General features: G+C 55.6%; 16 protein-coding genes and 1 pseudogene. 12 read left to right on the top strand and 5 right to left on the bottom strand.

What is annotated here, in order from left to right; all coding sequences use genetic code 11:
* Nucleotides 1–96: 96 nt before the first annotated feature.
* From PHP98_00910 to PHP98_00900, 3 genes are all read right to left on the bottom strand, one after another.
* A complete protein-coding gene (locus PHP98_00910) occupies nucleotides 97–1,050 on the bottom strand; it encodes a glycoside hydrolase family 130 protein (protein MDD5482199.1) in 954 nt (317 codons plus the stop codon).
* On the bottom strand, nucleotides 1,026–2,240 hold the full coding sequence (locus PHP98_00905; protein MDD5482198.1) for a substrate-binding domain-containing protein: 1,215 nt from the start codon (nucleotides 2,238–2,240) through the stop codon (nucleotides 1,026–1,028). Before PHP98_00905 ends, PHP98_00910 begins: the two co-directional genes overlap by 25 nt.
* A 77-nt stretch (nucleotides 2,241–2,317) precedes the next feature.
* Entirely contained in the window at nucleotides 2,318–2,713 is a 396-nt protein-coding gene (locus tag PHP98_00900) for a hypothetical protein (protein ID MDD5482197.1), read from the bottom strand.
* A 213-nt stretch (nucleotides 2,714–2,926) separates the two neighbouring features.
* On the opposite strand from PHP98_00900, the gene PHP98_00895 reads away from it, so the two are divergent.
* From PHP98_00895 to PHP98_00840, 12 genes and pseudogenes are all read left to right on the top strand, one after another.
* Complete coding sequence (locus tag PHP98_00895) at nucleotides 2,927–3,955, top strand: rod shape-determining protein (protein ID MDD5482196.1); 1,029 nt, start codon at nucleotides 2,927–2,929, stop codon at nucleotides 3,953–3,955.
* A gap of 171 nt (nucleotides 3,956–4,126) precedes the next feature.
* Entirely contained in the window at nucleotides 4,127–4,969 is an 843-nt protein-coding gene (gene mreC, locus PHP98_00890) for a rod shape-determining protein MreC (GenBank protein ID MDD5482195.1), read from the top strand.
* On the top strand, nucleotides 4,966–5,499 hold the full coding sequence (locus tag PHP98_00885; protein MDD5482194.1) for a hypothetical protein: 534 nt from the start codon (nucleotides 4,966–4,968) through the stop codon (nucleotides 5,497–5,499). The genes mreC and PHP98_00885 overlap by 4 nt, the downstream gene beginning before the upstream one ends.
* Complete coding sequence (gene mrdA, locus PHP98_00880) at nucleotides 5,486–7,297, top strand: penicillin-binding protein 2 (GenBank protein MDD5482193.1); 1,812 nt, start codon at nucleotides 5,486–5,488, stop codon at nucleotides 7,295–7,297. The genes PHP98_00885 and mrdA overlap by 14 nt, the downstream gene beginning before the upstream one ends.
* 71 nt (nucleotides 7,298–7,368) lie before the next feature.
* A complete protein-coding gene (gene rodA / locus PHP98_00875; GenBank protein MDD5482192.1) occupies nucleotides 7,369–8,553 on the top strand; it encodes a rod shape-determining protein RodA in 1,185 nt (394 codons plus the stop codon).
* Nucleotides 8,554–8,647: 94 nt separating this feature from the next.
* Nucleotides 8,648–10,240 (top strand): Rne/Rng family ribonuclease, encoded by a 1,593-nt coding sequence (locus PHP98_00870; protein MDD5482191.1) that lies wholly within the window; start codon nucleotides 8,648–8,650, stop codon nucleotides 10,238–10,240.
* Between the two features lie 194 nt (nucleotides 10,241–10,434).
* Nucleotides 10,435–13,509: a hypothetical protein gene (locus tag PHP98_00865; GenBank protein MDD5482190.1), complete on the top strand. Its 3,075-nt coding sequence runs from the start codon at nucleotides 10,435–10,437 to the stop codon at nucleotides 13,507–13,509.
* Between the two features lie 114 nt (nucleotides 13,510–13,623).
* The gene (locus tag PHP98_00860) at nucleotides 13,624–15,855 is read left to right on the top strand and encodes a DNA polymerase domain-containing protein (GenBank protein MDD5482189.1); all 2,232 of its coding nucleotides are present in this window, start codon (nucleotides 13,624–13,626) and stop codon (nucleotides 15,853–15,855) included.
* A 99-nt stretch (nucleotides 15,856–15,954) separates the two neighbouring features.
* Nucleotides 15,955–16,380 carry a type II secretion system major pseudopilin GspG gene (gene gspG / locus PHP98_00855; GenBank protein MDD5482188.1) on the top strand — a complete coding sequence of 142 codons (426 nt, stop codon included), beginning with the start codon at nucleotides 15,955–15,957 and terminating at the stop codon, nucleotides 16,378–16,380.
* 127 nt (nucleotides 16,381–16,507) lie between these two features.
* Nucleotides 16,508–16,858: a hypothetical protein gene (locus PHP98_00850; GenBank protein ID MDD5482187.1), complete on the top strand. Its 351-nt coding sequence runs from the start codon at nucleotides 16,508–16,510 to the stop codon at nucleotides 16,856–16,858.
* Between the two features lie 43 nt (nucleotides 16,859–16,901).
* Nucleotides 16,902–18,248 carry a tRNA (N6-isopentenyl adenosine(37)-C2)-methylthiotransferase MiaB gene (gene miaB / locus PHP98_00845; GenBank protein MDD5482186.1) on the top strand — a complete coding sequence of 449 codons (1,347 nt, stop codon included), beginning with the start codon at nucleotides 16,902–16,904 and terminating at the stop codon, nucleotides 18,246–18,248.
* A gap of 21 nt (nucleotides 18,249–18,269) precedes the next feature.
* Nucleotides 18,270–18,704: pseudogene (locus PHP98_00840) on the top strand (RtcB family protein).
* Between the two features lie 2 nt (nucleotides 18,705–18,706).
* Here the strand turns inward: PHP98_00840 and PHP98_00835 are convergent.
* Together PHP98_00835 and PHP98_00830 are read right to left on the bottom strand one after the other, a co-directional pair.
* Nucleotides 18,707–19,690 carry a papain-like cysteine protease family protein gene (locus tag PHP98_00835; GenBank protein MDD5482185.1) on the bottom strand — a complete coding sequence of 328 codons (984 nt, stop codon included), beginning with the start codon at nucleotides 19,688–19,690 and terminating at the stop codon, nucleotides 18,707–18,709.
* Between the two features lie 29 nt (nucleotides 19,691–19,719).
* Nucleotides 19,720–20,388: a hypothetical protein gene (locus tag PHP98_00830; GenBank protein MDD5482184.1), complete on the bottom strand. Its 669-nt coding sequence runs from the start codon at nucleotides 20,386–20,388 to the stop codon at nucleotides 19,720–19,722.
* Between the last annotated feature and the right edge of the window lie 225 nt (nucleotides 20,389–20,613).

Genomic DNA, 20,613 nt, shown 5'->3' with positions numbered 1-20,613 from the left:
AGCCTGTTCCGCAATACCGTCCGCAATCACCGCCGTTATGCGTTCACAATCACGCACGTTTCTTTGCCGGCTTTCCCCGGCATTCTTTTCTCAATTTCAAATTTCATCAAGGCAAGCTTGGATAAGGCTGTTGAGGCTGCCGGTGGCGAGGCAAACACATTGATCGCAAGCCCCGTAATAGAGCCGCAGTTCATCCTTGGCTTGATCCGCTATGGCGCCGCATGGAAAAACGGTATTATCGCAGTTGCCGTGCCGCTCGTATTCCTCTTCAGGCCCCAGAATATAACTGTTCGTTTTCCCGATCACTTTCCATGGTTCTTTCAAATCCAGCAGCATGGCGCCAATGTAATAATAGGTTCCTCCGGCAGGAGCAGAAACCCCGTGAATTATCACCAGCCAGCCTTTGTCCGTTTTTATGGGCGGAGTCGGCCCGATCTTTTTTTCGTTCCAGAACCGGTAATTGGCCGCCAATACCGGCCGAAATCCGCCCCAGTGCAGTAGATCGGGCGACGATGAAATCCAGAGGTCGCCGCTACAGCGGGTGTCGCCGCCGGGCCGGTCAAGCTTCCAGTATTTTCCGCCGATTTTTTCCGGAAAAAGCGATGCTCCCCGGTTGCGCGGCTGGGTAATAATCCCCATGCGTTCATAGGTTATAAAATCCATGGTCCTTCCAAGCATGCCCACGGGTGAGACGAAATCACGGACCATAACCGGCGTCACGATATAATAAACATCGTCTATTTTTGTAACGCGGTTATCTATGAAATGATGACAAAGGGACCAGGGAAATTCTTCGGACTGCACGCCAATGAAGTCTTCCATGCCAAGGGCGAAATGAACACCGTCGCTGCTTCTAGCGATTCTTGTCTGCCCAACATCCCGGCCATAGCCGCGTCTGGCCGCATGTTCCACCACCGAAACCAACAGCAAGGTTTCGTCATTGTAAATTACCGGCGAGGGATTGTAAAGCTGGGCTGTTCCGGGATAATCCTTGACATGCAGCAGCGGATTGGCCGGGTGACGTTTTAATATTCTTGCGGCGTCTTGCATATTTGCCTCCGATTATACCCTGGTTCCGTGACGGCTTTGGCCGCTGCGGAATATTTTTCCGGATGATCAATTTGTTGTTCATATGAAAAGGAAGGACAAACGGCGGTTGATGAGCGCACAACCAGTTCCGGCGCAATCTTGACATGCTGTTGTTGCACAGGCTTGCCGCTGATCATATCGCTTAATAAATCCAGCGTCTTTTGATTCTGAATGCGAATCCGGGTGTCTATCGTGGTCAGGGATACCGGGTAACACGAAGGAGGCAGCCGGTCGCTGTATCCGATCACCGAGATATCTCCGGGCACGGATTTACCGGTGCACAAAAGTCTTTTCATAACTCCCAGTGCCATTACCTCTTCCACCGTTAGAATGCCGGTCGGACGCGCAGCCTCCACCCACTTGTCAAATCGGCCAAGATCTATATCTTCGCCGTACGGCATATCTATAATCAACTCCGGCTTAAAGGGAATATCACGCTTGTCCAGAGCCGAACGATATCCCAAAACGGCCGTTGCCTTGAGATAATTATTCATCGCGGTGTTGACTAGGCCAATCCGGGTGTGTTTCAGTTCGGCCAGATGATTCATTGCCATGCGTATTCCCTCAAAAACATCTCCCATGACACTAAATATATTGTCCTCAAAAAGGTCTGTTCCTGCCAATATGAACGGAACCTGTCTGTCTTGAAGCCATGCTATATCGCCAATATCAAGGGGAACACAATAGATCAACAGCGCATCCAACCGCTTTTGATCCAACATATTGCGCAACAGGCAGGCAGAATTACGCAATCCCTGCCTGGGATAGGTAAAGGTTGACAAATGTATATGCCGGCGGTCGCAGTCGGCCATTAGATTCAATATCTCGTATGTAAAAACAACACCATTCACTTCTATGTCCTCTTGCCATGCCAAGCCGATTCTGGCGTCTTCCAGCTTTATTGTTTTTGAATGATTGGCAATAAAGGTGCCTTTACCATGTAATCTGACCAGTTTTTCCCCCTTGACCAGTTCGGCCAGCGCCTGGCGCGCTGTAAATACGCTTACCTTGTATAAGGCTGCCAACTCGCGTTCCGAGTAAAATCTTTCGTCCGCTTTCTTTTCCAATATCTGTTGCAATAAAATATTCTTTAATTGGAAATACTTGGGAATTTTAGAATTACCGTCCAATATTGATTCTTGTATATTCATTTTATTTCATGCGCCATGGTGCTCCATAGCTCTTTAAAACTAAAAATATCACTTAATTTATAAATTGCAAGATTTTTTTACTCTTTTTCGGTAATGTTCCAAGGCTGTGTTACCCCCAGGGGTAACACAGCCTTGGCTTGTTCACAAGATGTCCCGGAATAATATTGCAAATCTGCTTCAACATAGTAATTCACTTGCGTGAAGGAAATGCCGGCCCTGGTCATACGGCGGGCCAGCCAGTTGTGCCCGTTACAGTAGTGGACACAGCGGCCGGTGTCGTAACGGAAAAAGGTGCGATGGGTGAGTTTATCATGCCAGAAGAACCACTGCGTGATAGCGTCCGCATGGGCAATGTCGGGCAGGGCGCCTTGGATGATGATCCGGTCAAAACACGAATAGGCGCCGAGAATGTCCTCGGTATGCCGTTCAAGAAATGCATAATGAACCTCCTTGTTGTCACAAAGTTGTATCACCCGAATATTGCGCGAATTTCGTGCAATATTCGCTTTCGCTCAGGCGGGCATTGCCCGCCAGCGAAAGACGTGAGCGACGTAGGCCGCAACGCGGCTGCACGCCGTTTGCACCCGTTATGCGGGCGCCCGCTTTTTCTGATTTTATTTATTGACAATCACTGGTTTTTGCATAATTTTTACTCCAAACAGTAATAATTTTCAAAGGACTGAAATATGCTGGGGCGGATTTTTGATCTGTTTTCAAACGATCTTGGCATAGACCTTGGCACGGCGAACAGCTTGGTCTATGTCAAAGACCGGGGAATTGTGCTGCGGGAACCGTCGGTGGTTGCCATTCAAACCGGGACCAACCGCGTTCTGGCGGTCGGCGCGGAAGCCAAGCGGATGCTGGGCCGCACGCCGGGTAATATAACGGCCATCAGGCCGATGAAGGACGGCGTTATTGCCGACTTTGAAATTACCGAGGCCATGTTGCGCTACTTTATCCGCAAGGTGCAGGGCAACCGCATCATGGTCCGCCCCAGAATCATTATTTCAGTACCCAGCGGAATAACGGAGGTGGAGAAACGGGCGGTAAAAGACTCCGCTGCGCACGCGGGCGCCCGAGAAGTGTATTTAATTGAAGAACCCATGGCGGCGGCGATCGGCGTGGGGCTTCCGGTCCAGGAGCCGGCCGGCAATATGATTATTGATATCGGCGGCGGGACAACCGAGGTGGCCCTGATTTCATTGGCAGGCATTGTGTTCAGCCGCAGCGTCCGCGTGGGCGGCGACGAAATGGATGAGGCCATTATTCAGTATATGAAGAGAGCGTATAACCTTATGATTGGCGAACGCAGCGCCGAGCAGATCAAGATAAACATCGGATCCGCCTATCCCCTGGCCGAGGAAACCAGCATGGAGGTCAAGGGCCGGGACCTGGTGGCGGGATTGCCGAAAACGCTGACCCTCACTTCTGAAGAAGTCCGGGAAGCGCTGCGCGAACCGGTCATGGCCATCGTGGAGGCGGTGCGTTTCACGCTTGAGCGCTGTCCGCCGGAACTCTCGGCCGATCTGGTTGACCGGGGGATTGTCATGGCCGGAGGGGGGGCTTTACTGCACGGCATAGACAAACTCGTGGCCGAACAAACCGGGTTGCCGGTTCATATGGCTGACGACCCTCTCAGCGCCGTGGCGGAAGGGACGGGCATGGTTCTGCACGAGCTCAAGTTCTTGCGCAAAGTGGCCAGTTACGGCGCTTGACCAGGACTGCCGGTCCGGTTTGAACCCGCCCGCAAACGTTCTTCTCGCCGGAAGTTTTCACTCTCACATGGAATGGTGTCTCTCCCGCCGTTATTCCGCCGTCTGAATCCGTGAGGCGTATTTCATCGTTTGCCGCGTGAAATGCCGGATACGCTTTGCAAGACACGCAATATGAAACGCGATATTTTTATTTTTATCTTTTTTTTCATTCTGATGGGCGTTTTGTTCAGTCTGCCGCCGGAACAGACGAACGCCGTCTCGGGATTTATCCGGGATATTTTCGCCGTTCCGCAGGCGGGGTTCCGGCGGGCAAGCGACCGGGCAGGTGATTTCACCCGCAGTAAGCGAGAACTGGCGGATGAAAACAGGCGGTTGCGCCTGGAGAATGAAACTTTGCGCGATAAAATCCGGCAAAGCGAGCCGTTGGAGCGGGAAAACCGGGAATTGCGCGCGTTGCTTAAGTTGAAATCAACATCCGGCTACCGCCTGCTGCCCTCCCAACTGCTGGCGCGGGACGTCAACGGCTGGTGGCAGACGGCCCGGCTTGACAAGGGCGGGGAGGACGGCATCCGGCCCGGTCTTCCCGTCATCGGTCCGGATGGGCTGTTGGGTCAGATTGTTGACGTTTCCCGCACCACGGCGGACATGCTGTTCCTGACCAGTCCCAAGGTAAGAATCGCCGCCCGTCTTGCGCGTTCGGACGTTTTCGGGATTGTCCGCGGCCAGGGCGCGTCGTGGCAGGGCCCCGCCGTCTGCCGCTTGGATTATATCGCGAAGGATGCCGAGATCAATCCGGCGGACGAAGTGATATCTTCCGGTCTGGGCGGGGTTTATCCCGCGGGCCTGGTTATCGGCTATGTCAAGAGCGTGCAGGCTGACGCTTCCGGCCTTTTTCAATACGCCGAAGTTACGCCGGCGGCGGACTTCAGATCGCTGGACGTGGTTTTTATCGTTCTGCCTGAGAGGAACGGGCCGGCGCCCGGACAAACGGAACAGGAGCAAATAGCCCCATGAGCGCGGTTATTATGATGATGGCGATAGGATTCGGCGTGGTTATTGAGCAAACCATCCCCGCGCCGGCTTTTATCGGATTTGCGCGGCCGCCGGTTCTGGCGAGCGTGGCGGCATATTTTGCCCTTACCCATTCCGCGCCGGCGATGCTTTCGGCCGCGTTGCTCGGGGGGATAATCAGCGACAGTATCGGCGCTTTGCCTCCGGGCGGGAGCACGCTTGCGTTTGCGGCGTTCGGAACCGTTCTGTATTATTATCGCCATGCCGTTTTCAGCGGGAAGCCGATGACAAATGTTTTTCTGGGCGCCGTGATCGGGGCCGGCGTGCCGTTAATTGTCCTTTTCTTCCTCCTGTTCTCCGGCCGCACGCCTTTTTGTTTTCAGCCCGGACTGTTTATTCTTAAACTCATCGGCACGACGATTTACGGCGCGTTTTTTTTCCCGGCGATATACTTCCTGTTGAAGAAACTGGAGTTGATGACCGGCGTCTGCCCCTCGGATGATATTTCAGATGACATTCATGCGACTAACTGACCGGGAAAAAAAACGATTGTTGATCCTGGCGTTGATAATGTTCGGCAGCCTGGCCCTGCTGGCCGGCGCGATCTGGTTTATTCAGATCGGGCAGGGACATGACTATCTTCTCAGCCAGGACCGGCAGTCAATCCGCCGCGTGCGTCTGCCGACCGTGCGCGGACGGATCTTTGACCGGAATGGGATATGCCTGGCCGGCAACCAGCCGGATTACGGGATATGCATTTATCTTGAAGAACTGCTGCGTTCCGGCAAAAAACGTCCGACCGCCCGGAAAGCCTGGGACATGGTTCAGGAACTGGCCCGGATTACCGGCGTTGAGCCGCAGACCACCTTAAGGCGGATCAACGACCATATTTACATGCGCAAGCCCCTGCCCATGCCGGTCTGGCTCCATCTTGACCATAAGGCCATGGCGCGTTTCGCGGAAATCAGCATGCATTTTCCCGCCGCGGATATCGCGCTCTATCCAAAGCGCATCTATCCCTGCGGCGCCTTGGCCGGCCACATTATCGGATATGTGGGAACCGGCAAAGCCGGCGAGGATACCGAGCGGGATTATCACTATTATCTTCCCGACATGGAAGGCAAAAGAGGGCTGGAGAAAGTCTATAATAAATGGCTGGCCGGGAGCGCGGGCGGGAGTTTGATCCGGATTGACGTGGCGGGATTCAAGCATGACGAAGAAAGCATCCGCGAACCTGTTCCCGGCGGCGACCTGCGCCTCAGTCTGGATTTACGCCTGCAGCGTCTGGCGGAGGAGGCGCTCGCCGGCGAATGCGGCGCGGCGGTAATCGTGAATCCCGAAAACGGCGATGTTCTCGCCATGGCCAGCGCCCCGGGTTTTGATCCCGGTATGTTTTATCCGCATCTCGCGGTTCACACCTGGCAGGCCCTGGTGGAGGATAAACGCAAGCCGCTTTTTAACCGCGCCATATCCGGTTCGTATGCGCCCGGCAGCATTTTTAAACCGTTGATTGCCATCGCGGCCCTGATTCAGGGCAAGGCCACCGCGGACACGGTCCTGAAATGCGACGGTTCGCTTGCGCTCGGCGGCCGCGTTTTTTCCTGCCACGGGGGCGTGGCGCACGGCGACCTTGATATCGCGCGCGCGCTGGAAGTATCCTGTAACGTGTTTTTCTACAAACTGGGATTGCAGTGCGGCTATGACGCGATTTATCATATGGCCCTGGCCGCCGGGTTCGGCGAAAAGACCGGGCTTGACCTTGACGGCGAGTCCGCCGGTCTGCTTCCTTCCAAGAGCTGGAAACGGCAGACAAAAGGCGAGCTCTGGCGCGACGGCGACACCTGCAATATCGCCATTGGCCAGGGCGACCTGCTGGTGACGCCCCTGCAAATGGCGATGTTTGCGGCCGCCATCGCAAACGGGGGGCGTTTATACCGTCCCCGGCTTGTCATCGGCCGGAAACGGCACGACCAGAGCGAGTTTGAGCCTGTCCCGCCGATTCTTGAACGCGACCTGCGCTGGTCGGCCGATCATTTGGCGGTGGTCAGGGAAGGCATGCGCCGCGTTGTTTGCGAACCTTCCGGCACGGGCCATTTGGCCGGCCTGCCGCAGGTCGCAATGGCGGGCAAGACCGGCACGGCCGAATTCGGCCGGAAGGGCTCCGGCCGGCAGCGCGGCTGGATGATTCTCTTTGCGCCTTTCGCCCGTCCGCAGTACGCGGTTGCCATGGTCATGGATGCGGCTTCCGGCAGCGGCGGGGCCGACGTCGGACCGCGGCTGGGAAAAATGATGGCGGAAATTTTTGCGGACGAGAGGCGGAGCGCAGAATAAATGCCGCAAAATTTGAAAACAGAAACCAGCGCGGAAACGGAATTTTTTTATCCGGATTTTCAATGTCATCTATGAGGAACATAATTCAGCAATTGCGCCGCTTGAACTTTCCGATTCTGGCGGCCATGTTTGTTCTGCTCGGCCTGGGCATTGTGTTCATCTACAGCGCCACTGCCAACATGGCCGATCGGGAGGGCATACGGCTGTATGAGAAACAGATCGGATGGGCGGCGCTGGGTTTTGCCTGTTTCCTTGGTTTTGCCCTGACGGATTATCATTATTTGACCCGTCTGGCCTGGTGGATCTACGCGGCCGGCCTGATCCTGCTGGCGCTGGTTTTTGTGCCGCATATCGGGCTGGAGATGTACGGGGCCAAACGCTGGCTGCAGGTGGGCGGGGCGCGTCTTTTCCAACCGGCGGAATTCATGAAAATCGCCCTGGCGATTGTGCTCGCCCGTTTGTTCGGCTGGCCCGGCCGGCCGGTGCGCCGCTTAAGGTATGCCGTTATCGGCGTGCTTGTCACCCTTTTGCCGGCCGCGCTGATTATCAAGCAGCCCGATCTGGGCACGGCAATCGTATTTTTCCCGGTCCTGCTGGGCGTGATGTTCGCCGCCGGCGCGCCGGGAAAAACAATATTCTTTTTCCTGGCTACCGCCGGCTTGATCGTGCTGCTGGCGCTCTCCGTTGTTTTTCTGCCGGCGCGCTTCGGATTGCCGGAGCAGGAGCACAAGGAATTATTGATGCGCGCCGGCATCACCCCGTACCAGCGGGAGCGGATTCTCGTGTTTTTTGACAGCGGGCGCGACCCGCTCGGTTCGGGATGGAACAAGGCCCAGTCGCGGATCGCCGTCGGCTCCGGCGGCTTGTTCGGCAAAGGTTTTCTGCGGGGCACCCAGAATATACTCGGATTTTTGCCGCGGACGGTCAAGCCGACTGATTTTGTCTTTGCGGTGATCGCCGAGGAAAAAGGTTTTGCCGGGGTCCTTTTTACCCTGACGGTTTTTGCGGTGCTGATTTACGGCGCCCTGCGGTCAGCCGCGGTGGCGCGCGACAAAATGGGCAGGTTGTTATGCGTCGGATTGGCGGCCATGATTTTCTGCCATATTTTCATCAACATCGCCATGACCGTTGGTTTGGCGCCGATTACCGGCATTCCGTTGCCGCTGATCAGTTATGGCGGCACATTTATCGTAAGCACCATGTCGGCTTTGGGCATCGTGCAAAGCGTGCATATCAGAGGAGATTGGCAGTCTTAACAGCAACGTAGAGCGGAGAGCGGTCGCAATGGTCTTTACATGCGCGCCATGTTGTCCGCTAAACGCTGGTCTTATAACAGAAAGGCAGGGATTCATGTTTGGTTTTCGCAGAAGAAAAAAAACAAACCGCAAGGAAATTATTATCAGCGTGGAAAAACTTGAAATCAGAGTCGCCGTGCTGGAAAACGGAGTGTTGGAGGATTTCAAAATTGAGCACCCCACCGAGGAAAGAATTGTCGGCAGCATCTTCAAGGGAAAGGTGCAGAATCTTGAGGATGGTCTGCAGGCCGCTTTTATTGATATCGGCATGAAAAAGAACGCTTTTCTCCATTATTGGGACATGTTCCCGGAGGACGTGGCGCGGATTGAGGCGATAGACGGCGGCAGCGGCGGAGAAACGCGTTCTCATTCACGCCGCCGCAATTATTCCCGGGAGGAAATCGCGAAACATTATCCGGTCGGCTCCGAAATCATTATCCAGATTAACAAGGGCCCGATCGGCACGAAGGGCCCGCGCGTAACGGCGAATCTCAGTATTCCGAGCAGGTTTTTCGTGCTCATGCCGGGCAGTTCGCTGCGCGGCATATCGCGTAAGATAGAAGACGAGAAAGAAAGGAAACGTTTAAAAAAAATACTCCGGCGCCTGCCTGTGCCGGAGGGATGCGGCCTGATAATCCGGACGGCCGGCGTCGGCGCGTCCGGGTCAAGCTTTGTGCGCGATATGCGTTCGTTGCTGGCGGCCTGGCAGGCCATTCAGACCGCCGCGGCCGGCAAGCCCGCTCCGGCCTGCTTATACGAGGAGCCCGACCTTATTGAGCGCGTTGTGCGCGATTCCGTCACGGAAGACCTGGACGGCATCATTGTTGATTCGGCGGAGGAATACGAACGCATCAGGAATATTCTCGCGGCTGTTTCGCGGCGCGCCCGGGGTATTTTGAAACACTATGACGGCGTCCGGCCCGTTTTTGAGCATTACGGAGTTGAACAGCATCTGGAAGAAGCGTTCCGCCGCAAGGTGGTGCTCAAGTCGGGCGGTTACATAATTTTTGACGAAACCGAGGCGCTGATCGCCGTGGACGTCAACACCGGACAGCATAAGGGCGCTTCTTCGCAGGACGAAGTGATTCTCCAGGTCAATACCGAGGCCGTGCATGAGATCGCGCGGCATTTACGCCTGCGCAATATGGGCGGGTTGATTGTCATAGATTTGATTGACATGCGGCACAAACGGCACCGCAATGCGGTTTATCACGCCCTACGGGAGGCGCTGAAGAAAGACAAGGCGCGCACTCATATTCTTCCGATTTCCCAGTTGGGCTTGCTTGAAATGACCCGCCAGCGCGTGGATGAAAGCATAGAATCCACCATGTATATGAACTGCCCCTATTGCAATGGAAGGGGAAGCGTCAAATCATTGTTTAATATGAGCGTTGAAATCCAGCGCCGGCTTTTGGCCATCATGCGCCAGTCTCAGCGCGGTGACAAGGAGAGCCTGGCCCTGCGGATCACCGTCAACCCCACGATCCTGACCCGCCTGCGCGAGGAGGACGAGGAACTGCTCCTGAAAATGCAGGAACAGTTTCACGGCCGGCTCTCTTTCCGGCCGGACCCCAACTGCCACATGGAGGAAATCTCAATTGTCAACGCCGAAACCGGCCAGGAGTTGTTTAACAACCGGACCCGCTGATGCTCTTCCGCCGCGCCTCCGGTTTGCCGGAAGATCGGAGAATATGCTTGGTCAAACCGCGTTGAGGTGATAAAAGAAATGAAATCGCGCGCGGTCGGGTGAAAAACGGAGAAAGACAAGCGCCGGCTGAAATCGGCAATCGGCCGCAAACGGCCGGCTGCAGTCTTAAACGCATTTTTTGACAGCATAAGAGAGTGAATGCCCAACTTACAGGGCGGCTGCGCCGCCATCCAGAATTTGCCGCCGGCGGCGCCCTCTCCGCCCGGGGCGCATTTATCGTTTTGCTGTTTTCAGCCTGTCTTGCCGTTGCGTCGGCGAAGGGCGCCGGCCCGGCGGCAGTCGCGGACAATATCTGGATGTTGCGCGATAACGATGTGATTGACGGCCGGGCCCTGGCGATCCGGCTGAACGAGCAAGCCGACGATGTTTCCGTCTGCCTCCGCGATTTTTTCTCGGAAAAAACAGAGCGCCTGCTGGCCGATTACGACGGCGTTAATCCGCCCGGCGATGAGCTGCGCCAGTCCCTTCTCGCCGATTTAAACCGCGTTATCGTGGAATCGGAATGGTGCCAGGAACCGGTTCTGCAAAGGGCCGAACTCTCCGTTACCGCCCGGAGCCTGATCAGCCAGAACCCGCGCGGTTATGAGCGCATGCATCTGAACCGGATGGTGCTGGAGGAGATTTTTTCCAATGAAATCGCCGGCCGGCCGGAACGGGCCTGGATGCTGGGGCCTTCGGACCTGTTGAACCTGCCGGATTTTGCGGTCAAACTGCGCGAGGCAAAAGACCCGGTTTCGGCCTATCTGCGCGACCATTTCTCCGAAACTGTGCGGCGGCAATTGCGCGAATATGACCCCGCGCTTCCGCCCCCTTCCAATTTCCGTGAAAATCTGGCGAACGGACTGAATATTATTCTGCAGAGCGACCGGTTTTATGAAGAAGAACGCTTTGCGGCGGTGAAACTTTCGGCGCGCACCAAGGGCCTTGTTGAACAACAGGCGGCCGGACTGGCGCTGGTCAGGCTCAACCGCTATCTGCTGGAGGAAGCGTATCCCGGCTGTATTACCCCCATAGAAGCCGTGCCGCTGGATATGCGCGCGGACAGTCTTGAATTTGACAGCGCCAGCAATCTGATCATCGCCGCGGGCCATGTCCGCCTGCAGAAAGGCGACGAACTGTTGCGCGGCGACCATGCGATCATGAATCTTGATTCATACGATGTCCTCGCCGAGGGCAACGTGCAGTTTGAAAGCGGCAGCGACGTCTGGATCGGCAAAAAACTGCGCTATAACTTTCGCTCCAAAAAAGGCGATTTCGGCGTTTTTTCGGCCTACATGGAGCCTTTCTATGTCCACGCCGAGTCTTCCAAGCGCATCAGCGAAAATGAATATTTGCTCAAGGATGCCGTGCTCTCAACCTGCGAAGGCGAACACCCGCGGGCTTTTTTCCGGGTCAAAAGCGCCCGGATTATTCCCGGCCGGCACGTCTATGCCCGCCATGTAACCCTCTACGTGGGTGGGGTGCCGATCATGTACAGTCCTTACTGGGCCCAGAATATAGGCGACCCGAATTTCATCAGTATGGTGCCCGGTTACAACAGCCGCATGTGGGCATTTCTGCTCACGACCTTTAATTACCGGATCAGCCGCCATATAGAGGCCAAGTCGCATATTGACCTGCGCGCCCGGCGCGGCGTCGCCGTCGGCCAGGACATCCTCTGGTCATCCAGCGGCAACGCCAAGGGGCTTTCCACCGAAAAATACATGGGCGAGCTGGAAGACGAGCCCTGGTCTTTCGGAATGCGCTCCATGAACCGCTGGGAACATCCCGAAGAGGAGGAAGATGATCAATGGAGCGGCGACCTGATCACTTACTATGCCCACGACCTCTGGCCGGACGAAGGCAATGAGTATGACTATGCCGTTCCCGAGGACCGCTACCGGGTGCGCTTGTCGCACAACCATAATCTTGACGAGCGCGATTATCTCATGTTGCAGGCCGATTATCTCAGCGACCCCTATCTGGTTGAGCATTTCTTCCGCCAACAGTATAAAACCGACCCGGAACCGGATAATTACCTTGTCCTCGGCCGGCGCGGCAGATATTATTCGGCCAGTCTGCTGTTCCGGCAGAGGCTGAACGATTTTTACACGACCGTCAACCGTCTGCCGGAAGCCACCCTGGATTTCACCCGCCAGCAGATCTGGGACACGCCCTTTTACTATGAAGGCAAGCACACCCTCGGTTATCTTTCAAAGGAGTGGGAGAAAAAATATACCAACCGGACGGATTACTCCGTTTTCCGGTTTGACACCCCCAATACAATTTATTATCCCACCAAGCAGTTCGGCTTCCTGAATATCATCCCGCGCGCCGGATGGGACGGCACTTTTTATTCGGCCGGCTGCGACTATTACACCAATATCACCACAACTTCCTATTTGGACACCAACGGCGTAACGAAAACAAAAATAACCACCAATGTCTTCACCCGCGCCGGCGACGCGCAGTTCCGCTCCATGCCGAAGCTGGGCGTGGAGACCTCCTTCAAGGCGTTCAAGGTCTGGGAAACGTACCCGGGCACGGTCATTAATCATATCCGGCATATCGCCGAGCCTTACGCCGATTATTCTTTCACGCCGGAGCCGAACGTCCTCAGTTCCAATCTCTACCAGTTTGACAGCATTGACGAGCGCGGCAAGCTGAACGAGGTTAAATTCGGGATGCGGAATAAAATCCAGACCCAGCGTTTCGGCAAACTCTCCCCTTCTTCGCGCAGTTATGTGGTCGCCGACCTGATTAATGCCGATATCTGGACCTCCTATCGGATCGCGCCGGAAAAAAATCAAAACCTGTTCAAGAATATAAGCTATGACATCCGTTCCGCGCCGGTTGACGGCATGGAACTGTACGTGGACGGCGAGTTTGACCAGTATGAGAGAAAATTCCATACCATTAACACGCGCCTGGCCGTTTTTGATGACCCGGCCTGGCGTTACGAGGTTGAACACCGTTACCTTCAGGACAGCAACAGCCTGCTGAACAACGAGCTTAAACTCTCGCCCTTCGCCAACTGGGCCTACAGCATTTATCTGCGCTATGATTTCCACGACCAGCACATGGAAGCATACGGTTTCACGGTCCAGAAGACCATGGATTGCATCGTCACCAAAATCGGGGTTGAACAGCAAACCGACGACGATTTCACGGTCTGGCTCCAGTTCTGGTTCACCCAGTTTCCAAAGGTCCGGATGGACGTGGGGTTGTAGCGGGAGCCGTCCGCCGGGTCTGGCCGGGCCTGAATATGTGTTTATAGCGTGAGCCCCAAAAAAAGACCGTGAGCCCAGCGGTCAGGGCGGAAATCAGGAACCACCGGAAAAAAAATGATTAACAGCGAATTGGTTTTCGGGCACAATCCCGAGGAAAAAATCGTGGCGGTTGAGGCGGACTGCGGGTCTGATCCTTGTCGGGTTGTGGTTTTTTCCCGGGGAAAAACCGGAGTCAGCAAGCGCGGCGCGCCTTTCCGGCCTTTCATGATCGTTGAAAACGAAAATCTGCTGGAGGGTCTGGACGGCAAGTTCACGATTCAAAAGCTGGCGGGCGGCGGCCCGCTTAAAATTGCCGTCTCTTTCCAATCCTGGCCGGAATGGGAGCGGGCGAAAAAGCGGCTGGTCCAGAAAACGGGCAAAACCGCCGGCGCGCCCGACGCGCCTTTTATCATGCTTAACGATCCCGTGCACCAGCACCTGGTTTCTTCGGGCCGCACCTTTTTCAAGGGCATGGACTTTGAGGATGTGCGCCGGATGCAGATAGACATTGAAACCCATACCGCGCCGGGTTTTGAATTCAGCAATCCTTTCCGCGCCGAAGACCGGATCATCATCATCGCCATGCGCGACAGCGCCGGCTGGGAGGAAATCCTCGCGGAGGGGCCGGGCGGCGAAAAAGAGCTGTTGAAAAATTTTGTCGCGCGCGTGCGCGAACGCGACCCGGACGTAATAGAAGGCCACAATATTTTCAAGTTTGACCTGCCTTACATTTCCGCCCGCGCCGAGCGGCATAAGGTTGATTTAAAGCTGGGGCGCGGCGGGGAAACAATGCGGTCGCACCCCAGCCGGTTTGCGCTCGGCGAAAGAATGGTTTCTTTCGCCAAGCCCGAAATATACGGCCGGCACGTCGTTGACACTTATTTCCTCCTGCAGGCCTATGATCTGGCGCGCCGCTCGCTGGAAAGCCTCAGCCTGAAGGCGGCGGCGCGCCATTTCGGGCTGGCATCCGGCGGACGGGTTTATATTGAGGGCGACCGGATTTCCGGGGAATTTGACCGCAATCCGGAGCGCGTTGCCCGCTATGCGCGCGATGATGTCCGCGAAATCGCCGCCTTGAGCAATCTGCTCTCGCGCACTTATTTTGTCCAGGCCGGGGTGTTGCCCTTCAGTTATCAGAACATCTGCCTGCGCGGCAACGCCGCCAAGATTGACGCCCTTCTCCTGCGCGCTTATCTGCGCCGGACAGCGGCCCTGCCGTATCCGGGAAAAGCGCGGAAATTTGAGGGCGGTTACACCGATATATTCCGGGAAGGCGTCATCCGCAACGTCCACCATTGCGACGTCAGCTCCCTGTATCCATCCATCATGCTCGTCAGCAAAATAGCGCCGGACCGCGATGAACTCGGGCTTTTTCCGCAGATGCTTGCCTATTTCCGCGAATACCGCCTTGAAGTCAAACGGAAAATGCGGCAGAGCAAATCCCCGGCCGAGAAGCATCGTTTTGATTCCCTGCAAAGCGCGTTCAAAATACTGATCAACTCGTTTTACGGCTACCTGGGTTTCGCCCAGGCGCGTTTCAATGATTTCAACGCCGCCGAGCGGGTTGCCGCCGAGGGGCGGGCCATAATCAAGGACATCATCAACTGGCTCAAAAAAAACGGCGCGGATCCGGTGGAGGCCGATACCGACGGCATTTATTTTGTCCCGCCGGAGTTTAAATCCGAAAATGACGCGGAAAAATTCCGCGGAAAATTGAGCGCGGCCCTGCCCGCGGGCATTGATTTGGAATTTGACGGCGAATATCCGGCCATGTTCAGTTATAAAATAAAAAATTACGCCCTTTTGACCGGCCAGGGCGAGATCATCATCAAGGGCGCCGCCTTGAAGTCGCGCGGCCTTGAGCCCTATCTGCGTTCTTTCCTGCGCGATTATCTGCGTCTGAAACTTGAATCCAGGGACGCCGAAATTCCGGGGCTGAAAACGCAATACGGGGAAAAAATAAACAAGGGCGGTTTTGCAATCGCCGAACTCGCCAAAACCGAGACCTTAAAGGATGCGCCCGCCACTTACGCGGCCAAAATCGCGAAAGGCGGCCGGGGCAGAAACGCCGCCTACGAGCTGGCCCTGCGTTCGGGCCGCGCTTACGAAGCCGGCGACCACGTTTCCTATTATATTGCCGGCACGAAAAAAAATGTGGCCATGCACGCGGCCGCCCGCCTGGTCGCGGAGTGGAGCCCGGCAAAACGCGATGAAAACCTCCTTTATTACCAGGCAAAACTTGAGGCGCTCTATAAACGGCTGCAGTCCGGACAGGGGCTTTCCTCCGAAAAAGACGCGGATGGTTAGGCCATGCCGGCTTTCTTCAGGTCCGCGTTTTTTTTCGGACGCAAGGCAGTTCTGCGTAATTTCCTTGTAAAAAAAAGGGGTTGATTATACTCTCTTGCCATGCGTGATGGTTTTACCCTGATAGAAATCCTGGTCGTGGTGCTGATCATTTCCATTCTGGCCGGGATCGTGGGCTTGAGCGTTCTGCGCCACCCCGGCGAGGCCAAAGTGACGGCTGCCGTCATGCAGATCAAAACCTTCAAAAGCGCCCTCCAGCTTTATCGGATGGAACACAACCGTTATCCGACCCAGGAGCAGGGTCTGAAGGCGCTCTGCGTCAAACCCACCGCGCCGCCCGCGCCCGAAAAATACCCGGCCGAAGGTTACCTTGAAAGCGTCAACCTCCCAAAAGATCCCTGGAAACATGACTTCATTTATCTTTCCCCCGGAAGGAATCAGGAGCCATATGAAATCATTACCTATGGCAGCGACGGCGAGCCCGGCGGCGACGGAACCGCCGCCGATATCTCCAGCTCGGACCTGTAGGGAAAGACGGAAGGCGGAAAGCAGAAGGCAGAAAAGTGTTCCTGAATGTAAAAATTCCGGCCTTCAGCCTTCAGTTTTCAGCCCTTCGGGCTTTACTCTGCTTGAAATCCTGGTCGCTCTGGTAATCGTGGCTATTGCCGTTTCGGCAGCGCTCGGTTCCCAGATCAACGTCCTTAAAATTGAGCAGAAATCCCGCGCCCTCCGGATTTTCCGTTTTGAAACCGAACGCATTTTTTCCGCCACCCGCCGCGCGGAAAACGAGCAGCACCTGGCGGAATTGCTGGCAACCAACAACCTCTGCCGGCTGAAGTCGGCGCCGCTGCAGATTGAAGACGGCACAAATGTTTTAACCTTCACCAGGCACGAGTTGAACGCCGAAGCCCTGCCGTCGTTTTCGTCCGTCTTTTACATCCGCCCGCCCGCGGTTTCCGACCCGGCGGCGGCGACGGACGGAAAAACTTTGCGCTCCGGGCGCTGAACCGGCACAATCCAAATTTATTTTTTTTTGCCCGATAAACCTCATGCGCCTGAAAATATTCATTAAAACCTACGGCTGCCAGATGAACGAGCGCGACAGCGAAATGGCGGCCGTGCTTCTCCAGCGGCGCGGATTCACCATCGCCGATTGCGAAAAACAGGCGGATATTATTATCCTCAATACCTGCAGCGTCCGCGCCAAGGCGGAGGAAAAGGCAATCGGGAAAATGAGGCTGCTTGCCGCCGGCAGAAAAAAGGGGCGGAAAAACCTTATCATTGGCGCGGCCGGCTGCATGGTGCAGAGAATGCAGGCGGATATTTTCCGCCAGGTTCCGGGGCTTGATTTCGCGCTCTCGCCCTCTGCCTTTGCCGCCGCCGGAGATGTTATTGAAAAAGTTCTGGCCGGCCGGCGGCCGGCCGCTGATTTTTCTGAAGGCCGGCCCGCTGGCGAAACAAACACCCACTTTGAAAACAAGGTGTCGGCGTTTATCAACGTCTTGTACGGCTGTAACCGGCATTGCTCGTATTGCATCGTGCCCGCGGTGCGCGGCCGCGAGTGGAGCCGGCCGGCGGCTGAAATCATCCGGGAAGCGGCCGAAGTGGTCCGGAACGGCGCCCGCGAAATCATTCTGCTGGGCCAGAGCATTCTGGCCTACGGCCGCCTCAACCCGGTCTGGAAAAACGAACCGGAATCGCCCCTGGGATTTACAGAGCCTTTCCCCCGCCTGCTGGAAGCCCTTGCCGCCGTCAACGGATTGAAACGTCTGCGTTTCATGTCAAGCCATCCTTCCGGATGCACCGATGAACTCGCGCGTTGTTTCGGGGAACTGCCCGCGGTCTGCCCGCATGTTCATCTGCCCCTGCAATCCGGCTCCGACCGGATTTTAAAAATGATGAACCGCGGCTACACCGCCGCGGAATATCGCGGCGCCGTCGCCCGCCTGCGCCGGCGGGTTCCGGATATCGCCGTAACCACCGATATCATCGTCGGATTTCCCGCCGAGACGAGGGAGGATTTTGACTTGACCCGCGCCTTCATGGAAGAAATAGGGTTCAATAACGCTTTTATCTTTAAATACAACCCCCGGCCCGGGACGAAGGCGGCGGAATTGGACGATGACGTTCCTTCTGCCGAAAAGTTGCGCCGGAACCATGTCATCCTTGAGGAACAGAACCGGCGCAGCCTGGAGCTGAACCGGAAACTGCTCGGCCGGGAATGCCTGGCGCTGATTGAGGGCCGGAGCCGGCGGAATCCGGACCGCTGGTCGGGCCGCACGGATGGGAACGTCCTGGCCGTGTTTGAAAAAACGGACGGATGCCGGCCGGGTGGACTTGTCCGGATCAAAATCAACCGGGCCGAAGCGCAAACATTATACGGCGCGCCGTGTTGAGCGCCGGGCTGCGGAAATGAGCATCAGATCGCGGCCGAATTTTCAAAATCAATGCTGAAAGCTGCGGGACGGCACGGCATTTGCCTGCCCGACCGCGAACTGGCCTGCGCGCCGGCGCAGTCGGCGGAGGGAAAAAATTATCTGGGCGCAATGCGCGCGACGGTTAATTGCGCCCTTGCCAACCGCCAGATTCTGACCCAGCTGGTCCGGGATGGATTTCAAATGATTTTCGGAAAAATGGACCTGCCGCTCCTTTATGATGTTTCGCACAATATCCGCCACGTTGAGGAGCATGTAATCGGCGGCCGGAAACAGACGCTTTATGTGCACCGCAAAGGCGCCACGCGCGCCCTCGGGCCGGGCAATCCGGCCCTGCTGCCGGAATTTCAGACAACGGGCCAGCCGGTCCTGATTGGCGGCACCATGGGCACGGCCTCCTACATTCTCGCCGGCACTATTCAGCAATAGTGGTTGTAGACGTAATTTGCCCAGTACATGTAGTAATTATACAGGTAATTGGCGTACGAACTGTTGCCGTAATACATGTAGTAACAATATTCAACGTAGGCGTAATAATAATAGGCATAAGCCAGAGCCACGTAACTGCCGGTCCGGAGGTAGTAATTGTAATAATACGAGTAATAATTGTGATAATACGAGTAATAATACGCGTAGTAATATAAGTTGTAATAATACTGCGCGTACTGCATGTAATAATTGTAATAATAGTTGGCGGAAGAAGAATCGCCGCAATACAGGTAATAATATCCGATGGCATAGGCGTAATAGTAATAGGCATAGGACAGGTAGTAGTAACTGCCCGTGGATTGATAGGCAGACCAGTATTGCCCGTAAAGCCCGTAATAATACATGGCGTATTGGTAATAACTGCTGCTGCCGCCGGTGAGTTTCAGGGTATGCGTCCAGGAACCCTGGTTGTATGCCTGGCACACATAGTTATAGCTTACCAGGCTCTGACCGTACCAGGGGTCATTCACATAAACCGAACTGCCGGAAGTCCCGCGTAATACGGCGATGTGTCCGCCGCCGCTGTTCCATCCATAGCGGATCAGGACGGGGCGCGAGTTGTTTATTTCGGTGTTCAGATTGTTCAGCGACATCCGGGACGCGGAGCCGGAACTGCTGATATTGCCGAAATGCTTGAGAATTTCGTCGCAGCCGTGCATGCTGGAATCAGTGGAACCGTAAAGATAATTGGGTATGTTTCGGCCGCCGACCGCCCAATTTGCGATGGCCGTCTGGGAATATGAATACCCTTTGAACGCCAGCACCATCTGGGAGCCGGCGTCCCAGCACCACTGGTCCTTTTCCTGTTTATACTGGGGAACGTTCAGCTTGGCCCCCGGGCAGGCGCCCGTTGCCGTCAAGATGCTGATCACGGCAACGGCTATGAACTTTGGCGTGCAATGGCGAATATTCATGATGCGTTTCCTCCTTATTGTGAATTGCATTATTGGTCAGACCCTTTAAGGGCATCCCGCACAACCGGTTTCAACTGGTTCATTGCGTCATCAATCGTTCCCAGCGTGGCATAATCGGCAACGGCCGGCGTCTGTTTGGCGCCCATTTCCGGGGCGTTCTTTATGGTCAGAGTCGTAAGATTGTAAGCGTCCTTTTCCGGGACGGAAACCAGGAATTGCTTTGCCTGGAAAACGGCGATCAGCATCGGATGGTATCCCTGCGCGGCTTTCCATTGCCGGCAGAATGCGCTCAATTCCTGCGCCACGCCCGCGTGGCCGAGCGAAACCGCCTCCCAGCGGCCGTCAAGCCGGTCAACGAGCAGCATGGCGCGGGGCTCGCCCGCGATCAGGACGGGAAACCACCAGGTCGTGGTCGGAGTAACCATGGAGGCCACCGTCATGCCGGCCTGATATTTTTCCAGGGCGGAAGGGGGGATGGTATGGAGCTGGAACGGGGCGCCGAGAGAGGCCGCGTTCAAATCATCGCCGGCGGTAAAGCCGAATTGCTCTGGCGTATCCGCGATTTCACTCAAAAACGGCCGCAGCCCCTGCTCGGCGGCCAGTGTAACTTCTTTGGGAGCCTCCGGCGCCGCAAAACAATAGACAGAGAGCATCAATACCGCGGCCATTAATGCGACTGATATTTTTCCTGTTTTCATGTCTGGTTGTTCCTTTGTTTGAGTTTTTCGTATGCTTCCGCGCGGCGGAAAGCCGCCTGCCGATAATACCCTAAGGCGGCAGCGCCGCCATCCAAAACTTTCCCGGCTGGCGATCCGCCGGTCTTATTTAAACTTCTGCGCAAAATTCAGGCAATAAAAAAATACTATGATATTTTTGGGATCATGTCAATATTGTTTTTGCCCTGTTTTCAGTTGATTTTGGGC

Source organism: Kiritimatiellia bacterium, from assembly GCA_028715905.1.
Taxonomy (GTDB): domain Bacteria; phylum Verrucomicrobiota; class Kiritimatiellia; order JAAZAB01; family JAAZAB01; genus JAQUQV01.
The sequence above is the reverse complement of the archived record's forward strand: the minus strand, read 5'-3'. Positions and strand labels throughout refer to the sequence as shown.